The organism is Nocardia sp. NPDC023733, from assembly GCF_040639775.1.
GTDB classification, from domain to species: Bacteria; Actinomycetota; Actinomycetes; order Mycobacteriales; family Mycobacteriaceae; genus Nocardia; species Nocardia rosealba.
In genome coordinates, this window is sequence record NZ_JBFAAN010000005.1 from 194,179 (window position 1) to 207,700 (window position 13,522).

Consider the following 13,522-nt stretch of genomic DNA (forward strand, 5'->3'; position numbering starts at 1 on the left):
GTCGAAACAGCCGGCCTTCCGTGGTGATCTTGAAACGGCTACCAGTGGGTGCCGGGGACCCAGCGGGCGGCACGGCGGACGGCGGCGCCTGCGGCGGTGCGGACGGGGGACTTCTTCGACTCCGGCTGGGGTGCCAGGGGTGCGGGGTCGGGATCGGGGGTGCTGGCCTCACCCTTGGCCGCGGGGGAGTCGGGGATGGCGCGGTAGTAGCGGTGCATGATGCGGTCGCGGAGTTTGGGTGTGAGCAGGGCGCCGTATTCGGCGAGGGTGCCGAGGGGGACGTCGATGCGTTTCGGGCGCTCGGTGAGGGCGCGGACGATGGTGGCCGCGGCCCATTCCGGTGATTCGGAGGGGCCCTGGTCGCCGCTGGGGGCGATCATCGGGGTGCGCACGAGCGGCATGTGGATGGTGGTGAAAGTGACACCGTCGGCGAGGGTTTCGACGGCCGCCACCTCGGTGAACTTGTCCAGCGCCGCCTTGCTGGCGAGGTAGGCGGAGAAGCGCGGCGTCGCCACCTGCACGCCCGCGCTGGAGATGTTGACGATGTGGCCGAAGCCGCGTTCGCGCATCTGCGGCAGCAACGCCATGGTCATCCGCAGCGCGCCGAAGTAGTTGACCGCCATGGTGCGCTCGTAGTCGTGCAAGCGGTCGGTGGAACGGTGGATGGCGCGGCGGATGGACCGGCCGGCGTTGTTGACCAGCATGTCGACGTGATCGTGCTGGTCGAGGATGGTCTTCACGGTCGATTCGACGGATTCGGCGTCGGTCACATCGCACTGGTAGCCGTGCGCCTGCCCGCCTGCCGCGCGGATCTCGTCGACCACCTGGGCCAACTCGTCGCCGCGCCGCGCCAGCAGCAGGACGACGGCGCCTTTGTCGGCCACGGCGAGGGCGGCGGCACGTCCGATGCCGGAGGACGCGCCGGTGATCACCACGTGCCTTCCGGTGAGATCGCGCCGGTTCTTCGGGGAAACCTGGGACATCACTGCTCCTTTGCAGCTCGCTCCCTCTAACTTACTTCAAAGTAAGTTATGCGACCAGGCCTGTGAGAAACTCGAAAATATGTTCGAACGCCTCTGGTGGATATTCGAACATATGTGCGATACTTGGGCCATGGCGGACGATCGGATGGCGGACATCTATGCCGCGGTGCGGCTCGGCGGATTCGACCCGGCGGCGGCGCGCGCGGCGCTGACCCGGCTCTGGGACGAACTAGGGGAGGGCGGCGACCCGTTGCATCGCTGCGTGGTGGCACATCACCTTGCCGATGTGCAGGAACTACCCGAGGGTGCGTTGCTGTGGGATCAGCGGGCCCTGGCCGCGGTGTTCGGGCCGGGCATCCCGCTGGACGAGGGGCTGCGCGGATTCCTGCCCTCGCTGTACCTGAATCTGGCCGACAGTCACCGCCGGGTAGGTGATTTCGACATGGCGCGCATGCAGCTGACCATCGCCCGTGGCCACCTGGACGTGCTCGCCAACGACGCCTACGGCGCGGTGATCCGGGCGGGTCTCGCCCATGTGGAGGCGGCGCTGGAGTCGCAGTCGATGGAGCGGTTGCCGGCGAATTGAGGTGTCCGGCACGGCAATCGAGGTGAGGGGGTAGGGAGAGGAGCGGGTGCGTGGGTTGGAGCAACGGGCCACCGACCTGGTCGGAGCTGGAGCGGGTGCTCTCGGGCAAGCCGAGTGCCCGCCCCGCCGAGGAGATGCACCCGGGCGACGGCGGCGACAGCCCGGCCTGGTCGCGCAAACGCGGCGAATACCGTGCACCCGAACTGGAACTCCCGGCGGGCCCGGCGGTGCCCTACGCCGAACTGCACGCCCACTCGGCCTACAGCTTCCTCGACGGCGCGAGCCCGCCCGAGGAACTGGTCGAGGAGGCGGTGCGGCTCGGCCTCGAGGCGCTCGCGCTCACCGACCACAACGGTTTCTACGGGACCGTCCGGTTCGCCGAGGCGGCCAGGGAATGGGGAATGCCAACGGTTTTCGGTGCCGAACTGTCACTGGGAACCGATGCGGAGGCGGCGCCGGGCCGAGGGGATGCGGTCCGGCGCCGTACTGTTCCGCGCGGCGGGCTGCGCGAGATCGGCGATCCGCGCGATCTCGGCAGGGGCCGCGCGTCGAGGGGTCGCCGCCCGGCGACCGATCCGGCCGACGCGGGGCTGCTGCGCCACGCAGACCTGTCGCAGGCGAGGAGCGGTCACGGTGCCGCCCCGGATTCGATGCCCCGCACGGGTTTTCCCGATCCGAGGGGCCCACACTTGCTGATCCTGGCCAGGGGGCAAGAGGGCTACCGCCGCCTCTCGCGGGAAATGGCGGCGGCACACATGGCGGCGGGGGAGAAGGGCGTCCTGCGCTACGACCTCGACACGCTCACCGCTGCGGCGAGCGGGCACTGGCACATCCTCACCGGCTGCCGCAAGGGGCACCTGCGCACCGCCCTCGAACACGACCTGCTCACGGGTGACACAGACCTGCCCGAAGCGGAAGCGGCCCTGCGTGATCTGGTCGAACGATTCGGCACCGACCGGGTGAGCGTGGAACTCACCCACCACGGCATCGCCACCGACGACGAGCGCAACGGCTATCTTGTCGCCCTCGCCGACCGGCTCGGTCTCCCGGTGATAGCCACCACCGGAGCGCATTTCGCCGCGCCCGCCCAGCGTCGGCGCGCCATGGCCCTGGCCGCGATCCGCGCCCGCAGCAGCCTCGACGAGATGGCCGGCTGGCTGGCGCCCACCGGCGGCGCCCATCTGCGCTCCGGCGCGGAGATGGCGCGGCTGTTCACGGCGTACCCGCACGCGGTGACCAACGCGGCGGCGCTGGCCCGCGAATGCGCCTTCGATCTCGGCTTGATCGCACCGAAACTGCCACCGTTCGAGGTGCCACCGGGCCACGACGAGAACTCCTGGCTGCGTGAGATCACCTATCGCGGCGCCGCCGAACGATACGGATCTCCCGAACGCAACCCCAAGGCGTACAAGCAGATCGAGCACGAACTCGCGGTGATCCGGCAGCTCGAGTTCCCCGGCTACTTCCTTGTCGTGCACGACATCGTCGAGTTCTGCAAGCACAACGACATCCTGTGCCAGGGCCGTGGGTCCGCGGCCAATTCCGCGGTCTGCTTCGCCATCGGCATCACCAATGTCGATCCGGTCGCCCACAATCTGCTGTTCGAGCGATTCCTCTCACCCGAACGCGACGGCCCGCCCGACATCGACGTCGACATCGAATCCGACCGGCGCGAAGAGGCCATCCAGCACGTCTACGCCAAGTACGGCCGTGATTACGCCGCCCAGGTGGCGAACGTGATCACTTATCGCGGCAAGTCGGCCGTGCGCGATGCCGCCCGGGCGCTCGGCTTTTCGCCCGGCCAGCAGGACGCGTGGAGCAAGCAGGTGAGCCGCTGGTCCGGGGTGAGCCAGGAGACCGGCACCGATATCCCCGACGCCGTGCTCGAGCTCGCGGGCGAACTCGACGGCCTGCCACGGCATCTGGGCATCCACTCCGGCGGCATGGTGATCTGCGATCGCCCCATCGCCGATGTGTGCCCGGTGGAATGGGCGCGCATGGCAGGCCGCAGCGTGCTGCAGTGGGACAAGGACGACTGTGCCGCGGTCGGTCTGGTGAAGTTCGACCTGCTCGGTCTCGGCATGCTCTCGGCCCTGCACTACATGATCGACCTGGTGTGGGAACACAAGGGCGAGAAGGTGGAACTGCATGCTCTCGATCTCACCGAACCGGCCGTCTACGAGATGCTGCAGCGCGCCGATTCGATCGGGGTGTTCCAGGTGGAATCGCGCGCGCAGATGGCCACCCTGCCACGGTTGAAGCCGCGAGTGTTCTACGACCTGGTGGTCGAGGTGGCCCTCATCCGGCCGGGGCCCATCCAGGGCGGGTCGGTGCACCCCTACATCCGCAGGCGCAACGGCAAGGAGCCCCCGGTCTGCGACCATCCGGCGCTGGAGAACTCGCTGTCGCGCACCCTCGGCATCCCGCTGTTCCAGGAACAGCTGATGCAGATGGCCATCGACGTCGCCGGTTTCAGCGCCGCCGAAGCCGATCAGCTGCGCCGCGCCATGGGTTCCAAACGCTCACCGGAGAAGATGGAACGGCTCAAGAACCGCCTCTACCAGGGCATGCGCGAGCTGCACGGCATCACCGGCGACCTGGCCGACCGCATCTACGAAAAGCTCTACGCCTTCGCCAATTTCGGTTTCCCCGAAAGTCATTCGCAGAGCTTCGCCGCGCTGGTGTTCTATTCGTCGTGGTTCAAGCTGCACCATCCGGCCGCGTTCTGCGCCGGGCTGCTGCGCGCCCAGCCGATGGGGTTCTACTCACCGCAGTCGCTGGTCGCCGATGCCCGCCGCCACGGTGTGCTCGTGCACGGTCCCGACATCAATGCCAGCCGCGCCGAACCCACTCTGGAGAACGCGGGCACCGAGGTGCGCCTGGGCCTCGCCGCCGTCCGCCACATCGGCGACGACCTCGCCGAACGCCTCGTCACCGAACGCACCGAACACGGCCCTTACACCTCGATGCTCGACCTCACCGGGCGCGTGGAATTGACTGTCACCCAAGCGGAATCGCTGGCCACCGCAGGTGCTCTCGACATGCTGGTCGATGCGGCTGTGTCCGACAGCAGCGTGGCGATGGTGACCGATGCCGGTGTGTCGACTGCGGGTAGGGCCGTGGTGGACGGCGGTACGCGGGGCAGCAGTGTGCGGCGGGCGGCGTTGTGGGCGGCGGGGGCGGCGGCGGGGGAACGGTCCGATCTGCTGCCGGGCACCGGGGCGGTGACGCAGGCGCCGTCGCTGCCCGGCATGAGCGCACTCGAGCTGGCCGCCGCCGACGTGTGGGCGACCGGTATCTCGCCCGGTACCTATCCCACCGAATTCCTTCGCGCCCATCTGAATTCGCTCGGGGTGGTGCCCGCCGCCGATCTGCTGCTCGTCGAGGACGGTTCGCGCATCCTCGTCGCGGGCGCGGTCACCCACCGGCAGCGTCCGGCCACCGCCGCCGGCGTCACCTTCCTGAACCTCGAGGACGAGACCGGCATGATCAATGTCGTCTGCTCGGTCGGGCTGTGGACCCGCTACCGGCGCCTGGCCCAGAGCGCGACCGCCCTGCTCATCCGTGGTCGCATCCAGAACGCCGAGGGGGTGGCGAGCCTGGTCGCCGACCATCTGGAACACCTCGACCTGCGCATCGTCGCCCGGTCCCGCGACTTCCGCTGAGCACTCGGCCCCGTTCGGCGCCCACAACGCATTACGCTGCGACCATGCGCAAGCTTGCCGTGGTGATGATCGCGTTGCTCGGACTGGTGTTCCTGGTCGGGTGCGGAGGCGACGAAGCCGACGATCGAAGTTCGAGCCCGGGTGCCCTCGACGCGTCCGCCCCGGCCCCCGCGGTCGCACCCGGCTTCCGGGAGGGCGCACCGTCGAAAGAGAGTCCCGCACCGTCGGATTCGTCGACCCGTAAAGAGGTGATCACCGGCTCGGTCGACATCACCGCCGACGATCCGATCGCCGCCGCGGGCACCGTCGTCGACCGGGTGACGGCGCTGAACGGGCGCGTCGACAGCCGCACCGAACAGCCAGGCACCGACAAGCGAGTCGCGCGCGCCGTGCTGAGCGTGCGGGTGCCCGCCGACAAGACCGACGCCTTCATCACCGACCTCGGCGACGCGGGCACGGTCACCGAGATCAGCACCAACCGCGACGACGTCACCATGCAGTGGCAGGACCTCGACGCCCGCATCAATGCCCTGCGCGCCTCCGTCGACCGGCTCAAAGCGCTGATCGCGGGTGCGAACAACACCGCCGACCTGATCGCCGCCGAGGAGGCGCTGTCGAGCAGGCAGGGCGAACTCGACAGCCTCACCGCCCAGAAACGCAGCCTCGACGACCAGGTGGCCCTGTCGACCCTCACGATCACCCTCACCGCCGAGAAGAAGCAGGCGCCGGGCGAGCCGGACTCGTTCTGGGACGGCATCGTCTCCGGCTGGAACTCGCTGGTCGACTGGCTGGGCGACGCGGTCGTCTTCGCGGGCAAGGCGGTGCCGTGGTTGGGCCTGTTCGCCCTGCTCGGCGCGATCCTCTACGCGGCCGTGCGCGTCGTCCGCCGGAAACCGCGATCCCACACCGCGAAGGAGACCGCCGGTGCCCATAGTGCGGGCGACGATCAAACCGAACAGCCGTAAAGGCCCGCTGGTCGAAACCGCCGCCGACGGCACCCTCACCCTCTACGTCCGCGCCCCCGCGACCGAGGGCAAGGCCAACAAGGCCGCCATCGAACTGCTCGCCGACCATTTCGGTGTCCCCAAGTCCACCGTCCATCTCACCGCGGGCGCCACCTCCCGCTTCAAACGCTTCGAGATCGACTGATCAGACCGCGTCGGGGAACCCGTGCTGTCGCCACGCCTCGTACACGGCGACGGCGGCGGTGTTCGACAGGTTCATCGAGCGCCGCCCGGGCAGCATCGGGACACGCACCTGGTCGGTGATGTGCGGATCGGCGAGCACCTCCGGCGGCAGGCCCGTCGGCTCCGTGCCGAACAGCAGGATGTCGCCGGGCTGGTAGGCGATGTCGGTGTAGCGGGTGGTGGCCTGGGTGGTGAACGCGAAGACCCGTTGCGGTCCGATCGCGGCCCAGGCCGTTTCGAGATCAGGGTGCACGGTGACCGAGGCCAGATCGTGGTAGTCCAGCCCCGCACGGCGCAGTTTCGATTCCGACAGGTCGAAACCGAGGGGCTCGATCAGATGCAGGGTGCACCCGGTGCCCGCGACCAACCGGATGGCGTTGCCGGTGTTCGGCGGGATCACCGGCTGATGGAACATCACATTGAACACCCGCAGCAGGGTAGCGGGCCCCTGTGTGCGGACAGCGCGCCGCACTGCGACAATCGGCAACGTGAACGAGGCGCAGACCACCGGCAAGCATCGCGTCGTGCGGCTGAGCGCGTGGCAGCAGTACCTGCGCAGCCACCTGCCGATGACCGTGGTGAGCGTGCTGATCGTGATCGCGGTCGCCTTCGTCGCCTGGGACCGCTGGCGACGCGGCGCCCTCATCTTCGGCAGCGCGGCGCTGGTGGCCGCCGCGTTCCGGCTGTGTCTGCCGACCGTGCAGGTCGGCCTGCTCGCGGTTCGCAGCAAGCCCTTCGACGTCGCCTGGCTCACCGCCCTGGGCAGCGCCATCGTCTTCCTCGCGGCCACCATCAACACCCTCGGCGTCAGCTGAGCACCGGGTAGCGCTCCGCGAACACCGTCTGCGGGCGGGGCCTGCGCCCGGGATGCGGCGGGGTCCCGGCGCCGTATCCGACCGTTACCAGCACGGCGATCGCCAGGTCCGACTCCGGGTCGATGCCGACGGCCCGTTTCACCGCCTCCTCGTCCCACCCGTTCATCGGTGCCGATGAAAGGCCGAGTCCGGTCGCGGCGAGCATGACGTAGGTAGCCGCGATCATCGCGTTCTTCACCGCGTTCTCGCGCAGCAACCCCCGCTCGCTCAGCGAGTGGTACTCTGCGCGCCCGTCGAACATCGCCCGGAATTCCTCGTTCCACGCTCCATTGGCGGCGGCCCGCTCCGCGATATCGGTCCGGGCACCGCGCCAAGCGTTCGGGTCGGCGACGAAAACCAGCACCGCGGGCGCCTCCAACGGTTGCGGCTGCCCGAATGCCGCCTCCGACAGGGCTCGTCGGCCCTGTTCGCTGCGTACCAGGACGATGGAGCGGTCCTGCATGTTCCATGCGCTCGGCGCCTCCACGACCAGGTCGAGCAGCTCGTCGAGGATGCCGGCTGGGATCGGATCGGGCCGGTAGTGGCGAACGGTGCGGCGGGTGCGGATGGCGTCGGTGACCGAAAGTGTCTGCGTGATCATGTTTCTAACTATCGGAGAGTTACATCCGTTAGGGAAGTAGGCACCTGAAAGTGCGTTAAGCTCGATCGGGTGGCCACCATTCACGAACTCAGCGGACTACCGGACGACGTGTACTCGGCGAAATGCCCGACGCGCGAAGTGCTCGACACCATCGCGGGGAAATGGACCGTGCTGATCGTCGACGCGCTCGCCGAAGGCACCCTGCGCTACACCGATCTGCGCCGCCGCATCGACGGCATCTCCCAGAAGATGCTCACCCAGACCCTGCGGCAGCTGGAGGCGGACGGGTTCGTCGATCGCACCGTGTATCCGACGGTGCCGCCGCGCGTCGAGTACGCCCTCACCGATCTCGGTCGCAGCCTGCGCGAGCCGATCACGGCCCTGCGCGAATGGATCGAGACGAACATCAATCGCATCGAGGACGCCAGGCGCCGCACGGCGTAGTCAACGAATCACCCTGTTGCTCAGGCGGTTTCGCTGACGAGCGACTCCGCCCACAGGCTCGCCTCGCCCTTGCTGCCGTAGAGCTCTCCGGCTCGCTGCGGCGTGATCGTCGCCAGTGTTCGCGGCGGCGCGGACGCGGCGTGCGCGGCCAGGATCTTCCCCGACATCGGCGCGATATACGGCGCGGCCTTGATCATGGCCCAGTTGTCGCGCCGCGCGGCGGTCCAGGCGATCGCCTTCGCCGGAATCCGCACCAGCGGGTCGATTACCGGCGGAACGGCGAACCGGCCGAGTGTCCGCATCCACCGCGGCAGGCTCGGGATGCTCGCCAGCGAGAGCAGCCGGCTGCCGATCGCGAAGTGCCAGCCCTTGCTCGGCGGCGTCCACAGCAGGTAGTGCATGCCCTCGACGGCCCGCTCGGTGACACACAGTCGCGGCCGCACCCGGTCGAAATAGGCGCGGACCTCGTCCCGGTTGCGTGGCACGTCGGCAGGCTTGCAGGTCTGCAGCTCGGCGGCGACCGCGCACTCGGCCCAGTAGCGGTCCTCCTCGTCGGGGCTCAGCGGTCCCGGCCCGTACATCTCGTAGGCCTTGAGTACCGAATGCCAGCCGGTGATGTGGATCCACAGCTGGGAGTCGGGGCTGTTGGCGCTGTAGCGCTTGCCGCTCACCGGTTCGATGCCCGTCATCGGTGCGTGCACCCGCATCAGGTGCTCGGCGGCCTGGACGGCGGTCCGCCCGTCACCGACCGCGACCAGCAGGAAGTACGCAAGGGTGTGGTCGAGGCGAGTGGCCGGATTGTCGTAGATGCCGTGGGAGTCGGCCACGGCGGCGGTCAGGAACGGGTCGAAGTGTTCGAGGGTGACCGCGCGCTGGAAACCGATGAGGGCGGTCGGTGCCGCCCAGACTTTCCAGCTGGGGGAGTCCGGCCCGAAGAATCCGTAGTCGTCGCGGCGCAGGGTGGTCGGATCGAAGGCCATGGCACGTGCTCCTTTGCACAGCTGAGGCGAACCTCGCAATGAATACAACGCCACCGTAGCAATCGCTCGTATCGAATACAACGGTTGCGTAGGATTTCTGTGCGCGGCACGCGAGGTATCGTCGTCCGGACGGAAAGGCAGGTGAGGACCGATGACCGCCACGCGCGATCAACGACCGCGCCGCCGCTATGCCCCGCGTCTGCCGCCGGAACAACGCCGCGCGCAACTGCTCGACGCCGCGTTCACCGTGCTCGGCCGGATGGAACTGCACGAACTGAGCATGGAAGCCGTCGCCCAAGCGGCCGGTGTCGGAAAACCGGTGCTGTACACGGTGTTCAAGACCCGTGCCGAACTCGTCGAGGCCCTGCTCGAGCGGGAACGTGAACGTGGGCTCGAGCAGATCGCCGACACCCTGCCGCGGGATCTGCTCGGTGTCGATCCGGTGGCGGCCGCCTCGGCGACGGTCGAGGCGTTCGTCGATGTGGCACTGGCGAATCCGACCCGCTGGCGCCTGATCCTCGCCACCCCGGCCAGTGCGCCCGCCGAATACCGTGCCGCGCTGCGCGATTCCCGCGCCGACATCCTCGATCGGGCGCAAGCACTTGTCCGCGTGGGGATCTCGCTGTCGCCGCGCTGGTCGGACATGGACGCCGAACTGCTGGCGAACTCCACACTCACCGTCGCCGAGATGCTCGGCAGGCTGGCGGTGAGCTCGCCGCAGGAGTACCCGCGCGAACGCCTGCAGGCCTACGTGCGGTCGATCGTCGCGTTGCTCACCGCGTCCTGAGCGCGCTCAGCGGTTTTCGCGGGCCAATCGCATCGTTTCGGTGAGCAGTTTGGACACCGCCGCCGCCTCGGTGAGGAAGCCGTCGTGGCCGTCGCGGGAGTGCACGATCTCCAAACCCGCACAGCCGGGCAGACCTTCGGCCAGCTCGGCCTGAGTATGCAAGGGGTACAGGCGATCCGAGTCGACGCCGCCGACCACGCACGGAACCGGGGTGGACGCGAGCGCGGCGGCCACACCACCGCGGCCGCGGCCCACGTCGTGCCGGTTCATGGCCTCGCTGAGCAGCACATAGGTGGCCGGGTCGAAACGCTGGCCGAGCTTGTCGGCCTGGTGCTCGAGGTAGCTCTGCACCGCGTACCGGCCGCCAGCCCACGGGTCCTCGTCGCCCTGGGCACGATTGGCGAAGCGATGCTCGAGCTCGCCCTCGGTGCGGTAGGTGAGGTGGGCGATGCGCCGGGCCAGGCCCATGCCCGTCATCGGCGCGCGCCCGGTGCCGTGATAGTTGCCGTCCTGCCAGTCCGGATCGGCGGTGATGATGGCCATCTGGGTGGTCTGGGTGCCGATCTGATCGGCGGTGGCGCGTGCGCCGACGGCCAGCACCAGCGCCGCCGACACCCGCTCCGGATGTCCGATGATCCACTCGAGCACTCGCATGCCACCCATCGACCCGCCGACGACGGCACCGAGCCGCTCGATGCCGAGCAGGTCGAGCAACTGTGCCTCGGCGGTCACCTGATCGCGGATGGTCACCCAGGGAAACCGTGCGCCCCAAGGCTTTCCGTCGGGCGCGAGAGACGACGGGCCCGTGCTGCCCTTACAGCCACCGAGCACATTGGTGGCGATCACACACCACTCGTCGGTGTCGATCGGCGCGCCGGGCCCGACCATGCCCTCCCACCAGCCGGGCGCCCCGTCGGGCCCACCGACGACATGCGAGTCGCCGGTGAGCGCGTGTTCGACGAGCACCACATTGTCGAGCGTGGGGGACAGCTCACCCCACCGTTGCACCGCCAGCCGCACATCGGGGACGACCGCGCCGTTCTCCAGCGTCACGTCCCCGATGGCGACCACACCGAGTCGCCCGTCCGGTGGTGGCAGCAGGGCCACCCCGGTGCCGGGACGGGTGATCGGCGATTCGGTGCTCACAGTCACGTCGTCGCCGCCGCGAAACCGGCCCGCAGATCGGCCAGGATGTCGTCGATTCCCTCGATACCCACCGCGAGCCGGACCAGGCCGGGAGTGACTCCGGCGGCCAGTTGCTCCTCCGGTGTCAACTGCGAGTGCGTGGTCGACGCCGGGTGGATCACGAGAGAACGCACATCACCGATGTTAGCCACATGGCTGTGCAGGCTGAGCGCGTCCACGAACTTCTTGCCCGCGTCGACACCGCCTGCCAGCTCGAACGACACGATCGCGCCCGCACCCTTGGGCGCCAACTGCTTGGCCCGCTCGTGCCAGGGCGAGGACTCGAGTCCCGCGTAGTGCACCGCGTCGACACCGGGCTGCGCGGCGACGAACTTCGCCACCTCGACCGCGTTGCTCACGTGCCGTTCCACCCGCAGGCTCAGCGTCTCGATGCCCTGGGCGATGAGGAAGGCGTTGAACGGCGACACCGCCGCACCGAGGTCGCGCAGCAACTGCACGCGGGCCTTGAGCGCGAACGCCGGTGCGCCGAGATCGGCGAACACCGCACCGTGGTAGCTCGGATCGGGCTCGGTGAAGCCGGGGAACCGGGCGTTGCCCTCGGCGTCCTGCACGGTCCAGTCGAAGGTGCCGCCGTCGACGATCACGCCCGCCACCGCGGCGCCGTGACCACCGAGGTACTTCGTGGCCGAGTGCACCACGATGTCGGCGCCGTGGGCGAGCGGCTGGATCAGGTACGGCGTGGCGACGGTGTTGTCGACGATCAGCGGCAGCCCGTTCTCGTGGGCGACACCGGCGATACCGGGGATGTCGAACACCGCGCTGCTCGGGTTGGCGATGGTCTCGCCGTAGAACGCCTTGGTGTTGGGGCGGATCGCGGCCTGCCACTGCGCGAGGTCGTCGGGGTCCTCGACGAACGACACCTCGATGCCGAGCTTGGGCAGCGAGTAGTGGAAGAGGTTGTAGGTGCCGCCGTAGAGGTGCGGGCTGGACACGATGTGGTCACCGGCGCCCGCCAGATTCAGGATGGCGTAGGTCTCGGCCGCCTGGCCCGAGGCCACCAGCAGCGCCGCGACGCCGCCTTCGAGGGCGGCGACCCGCTGCTCCACCGCGTCCTGGGTGGGGTTCATGATCCGGGTGTAGATGTTGCCCGGTTCGGCGAGCCCGAACAGCGCGGCGGCGTGCTCGGTGTCGCGGAAGGTGTAGGAGGTGGTCTGGTAGATCGGCAGTGCCCGCGCGTTGGTGGTCGCGTCGGGGGCCTGGCCCGCGTGGATCTGCTTGGTCTCGAACGACCAGTTCTCGGGCAGGGCGGCGTCGGTCATGGTCAATGCTCCAGGGGTTGTGCGTCAGGGTTCAGCTGGGGCGGATCGACTGACAACAACACATGGGGTCCTCCTGAAATGCGCGCTTGCTCCCGACCTTCGGGAGCCCGGTCATCACCCGGAGCACCCCACCGCAGCTGGAGGGTTGCCGACCAGCGAGCCGGGGCTTCGCGCTGGTACTCATGACCTTGGACGACATGTTAACCGGACATCGCGCCGGTGGGGAAACTTCCCCCGCGTTTCCTGCCTCACATCACCGCGCCGCCGGTGCGGCGAAGCCTGGCGTGTCGTCGGCCGGTGCGCCGCAGACCTGCCGCAACCCGTGATACGCGCGCAGGATCGCGTCGCGGGTGACCCGCACCGCCGCCTCCGGCGAGGTGGGCAGTACGTGATCGGTGTCGGCGACCGCGAGGTGACACAGCGTCTGCCACGTGCCCGCGACCAGTTTCACCAGAAAGTCGTCGGGTGTGGTCCCCATCCGGCGGGCCAGCTCCTCGCACACCGCCACGTTCTTCTTCTCCGCGTATTCCAGGGCCCGCGCGTTGACCGCCTGGCTGGCCCGCATGATCCGCTGCGTCTGCAGGAACTGGTGCAGGAACCGCAGACCGTCGGCATCGGCCTCGGACTCGACAACCTGGAGGTAGGCGCCGCACAGCGCTCGCAGTTCGTTGCCGGTATCGGGCTGACCGCGCAGCGCGACGGCGACGGCGTGGCCGAAGTCGTCGATCGGGGCGAGCACGATGTCCTCCTTGAGCGCGAAGTACCGGTTGACGGTGCGGGGGGATACGTCGGCCCCGGCGGCGATCTGCTCGACGGTGGTCGCGTCGAAGCCCTGTGTATCGCACAGGTCGAGTCCGATCGCGACGATCGCGGCCCTGGTCTGCGCCTTCTTGCGCTCGCGCAGGCTCGGCGGAGCCGGCCGGTCGGAGGCGGTCGGAGTGGTCGAGTCGAGCATTTCGCCAGCTTAGCG

14 protein-coding genes and 1 riboswitch are annotated in these 13,522 nt (G+C 68.9%); of the genes, 7 read left to right on the forward strand and 7 right to left on the reverse strand.

Annotated features, from left to right (window positions below):
* Positions 1 to 38 precede the first annotated feature (38 nt).
* Positions 39 to 983, reverse strand: coding sequence for an SDR family NAD(P)-dependent oxidoreductase (locus AB0F86_RS21140; RefSeq protein ID WP_225282007.1), 945 nt, complete (start codon positions 981 to 983; stop codon positions 39 to 41).
* Between the two features lie 130 nt (positions 984 to 1,113).
* Between AB0F86_RS21140 and AB0F86_RS21145 the strand changes: the two genes are divergently transcribed.
* Genes AB0F86_RS21145 through AB0F86_RS21160 form a run of 4 tightly spaced genes read left to right on the forward strand, consistent with a single transcriptional unit; the run spans position 1,114 to position 6,383 of the window.
* Positions 1,114 to 1,569, forward strand: a complete 456-nt coding sequence (locus AB0F86_RS21145; protein ID WP_084457285.1) for a hypothetical protein — start codon at positions 1,114 to 1,116, stop codon at positions 1,567 to 1,569.
* Between the two features lie 50 nt (positions 1,570 to 1,619).
* A complete protein-coding gene (locus tag AB0F86_RS21150) occupies positions 1,620 to 5,234 on the forward strand; it encodes an error-prone DNA polymerase (protein ID WP_356984915.1) in 3,615 nt (1,204 codons plus the stop codon).
* A gap of 44 nt (positions 5,235 to 5,278) precedes the next feature.
* The gene (locus AB0F86_RS21155) at positions 5,279 to 6,199 is read left to right on the forward strand and encodes a DUF4349 domain-containing protein (protein WP_356984914.1); all 921 of its coding nucleotides are present in this window, start codon (positions 5,279 to 5,281) and stop codon (positions 6,197 to 6,199) included.
* Positions 6,159 to 6,383 (forward strand): DUF167 domain-containing protein, encoded by a 225-nt coding sequence (locus AB0F86_RS21160; protein ID WP_181697607.1) that lies wholly within the window; start codon positions 6,159 to 6,161, stop codon positions 6,381 to 6,383. Before AB0F86_RS21155 ends, AB0F86_RS21160 begins: the two co-directional genes overlap by 41 nt.
* Here the strand turns inward: AB0F86_RS21160 and AB0F86_RS21165 are convergent, their stop codons facing one another.
* The gene (locus tag AB0F86_RS21165) at positions 6,384 to 6,848 is read right to left on the reverse strand and encodes a tRNA (cytidine(34)-2'-O)-methyltransferase (protein WP_181697606.1); all 465 of its coding nucleotides are present in this window, start codon (positions 6,846 to 6,848) and stop codon (positions 6,384 to 6,386) included.
* Positions 6,849 to 6,909: 61 nt separating this feature from the next.
* Between AB0F86_RS21165 and AB0F86_RS21170 the strand changes: the two genes are divergently transcribed.
* Positions 6,910 to 7,236 carry a DUF3017 domain-containing protein gene (locus tag AB0F86_RS21170; protein ID WP_225282012.1) on the forward strand — a complete coding sequence of 109 codons (327 nt, stop codon included), beginning with the start codon at positions 6,910 to 6,912 and terminating at the stop codon, positions 7,234 to 7,236.
* On the opposite strand, the gene AB0F86_RS21175 is transcribed toward AB0F86_RS21170, so the two are convergent.
* Positions 7,229 to 7,876, reverse strand: a complete 648-nt coding sequence (locus tag AB0F86_RS21175; protein ID WP_181697605.1) for a nitroreductase family protein — start codon at positions 7,874 to 7,876, stop codon at positions 7,229 to 7,231. The two genes, AB0F86_RS21170 and AB0F86_RS21175, sit on opposite strands and share 8 nt — an antisense overlap.
* Positions 7,877 to 7,945: 69 nt before the next feature.
* Here AB0F86_RS21175 and AB0F86_RS21180 point away from each other — a divergent pair, with 69 nt between their 5' ends.
* Entirely contained in the window at positions 7,946 to 8,320 is a 375-nt protein-coding gene (locus AB0F86_RS21180; protein WP_356984913.1) for a helix-turn-helix domain-containing protein, read from the forward strand.
* Positions 8,321 to 8,340: 20 nt separating this feature from the next.
* Here AB0F86_RS21180 and AB0F86_RS21185 read toward each other — a convergent pair whose 3' ends face one another.
* Positions 8,341 to 9,300 (reverse strand): oxygenase MpaB family protein, encoded by a 960-nt coding sequence (locus AB0F86_RS21185; protein ID WP_356984912.1) that lies wholly within the window; start codon positions 9,298 to 9,300, stop codon positions 8,341 to 8,343.
* 151 nt (positions 9,301 to 9,451) lie between these two features.
* Between AB0F86_RS21185 and AB0F86_RS21190 the strand changes: the two genes are divergently transcribed.
* Positions 9,452 to 10,087 (forward strand): TetR/AcrR family transcriptional regulator, encoded by a 636-nt coding sequence (locus AB0F86_RS21190; protein WP_181697602.1) that lies wholly within the window; start codon positions 9,452 to 9,454, stop codon positions 10,085 to 10,087.
* Between the two features lie 6 nt (positions 10,088 to 10,093).
* On the opposite strand, the gene AB0F86_RS21195 is transcribed toward AB0F86_RS21190, so the two are convergent.
* The 3 genes from AB0F86_RS21195 to AB0F86_RS21205 all read right to left on the reverse strand — a co-directional run bounded on the left by AB0F86_RS21195 (position 10,094) and on the right by AB0F86_RS21205 (position 13,507).
* Entirely contained in the window at positions 10,094 to 11,239 is a 1,146-nt protein-coding gene (locus tag AB0F86_RS21195) for a homoserine O-acetyltransferase (RefSeq protein WP_181697601.1), read from the reverse strand.
* Positions 11,236 to 12,552 carry a bifunctional o-acetylhomoserine/o-acetylserine sulfhydrylase gene (locus AB0F86_RS21200; protein ID WP_181697600.1) on the reverse strand — a complete coding sequence of 439 codons (1,317 nt, stop codon included), beginning with the start codon at positions 12,550 to 12,552 and terminating at the stop codon, positions 11,236 to 11,238. Before AB0F86_RS21200 ends, AB0F86_RS21195 begins: the two co-directional genes overlap by 4 nt.
* Positions 12,553 to 12,629: 77 nt before the next feature.
* A riboswitch (SAM riboswitch) is annotated at positions 12,630 to 12,740 on the reverse strand.
* A gap of 65 nt (positions 12,741 to 12,805) precedes the next feature.
* The gene (locus AB0F86_RS21205; RefSeq protein WP_356984911.1) at positions 12,806 to 13,507 is read right to left on the reverse strand and encodes a TetR family transcriptional regulator; all 702 of its coding nucleotides are present in this window, start codon (positions 13,505 to 13,507) and stop codon (positions 12,806 to 12,808) included.
* Between the last annotated feature and the right edge of the window lie 15 nt (positions 13,508 to 13,522).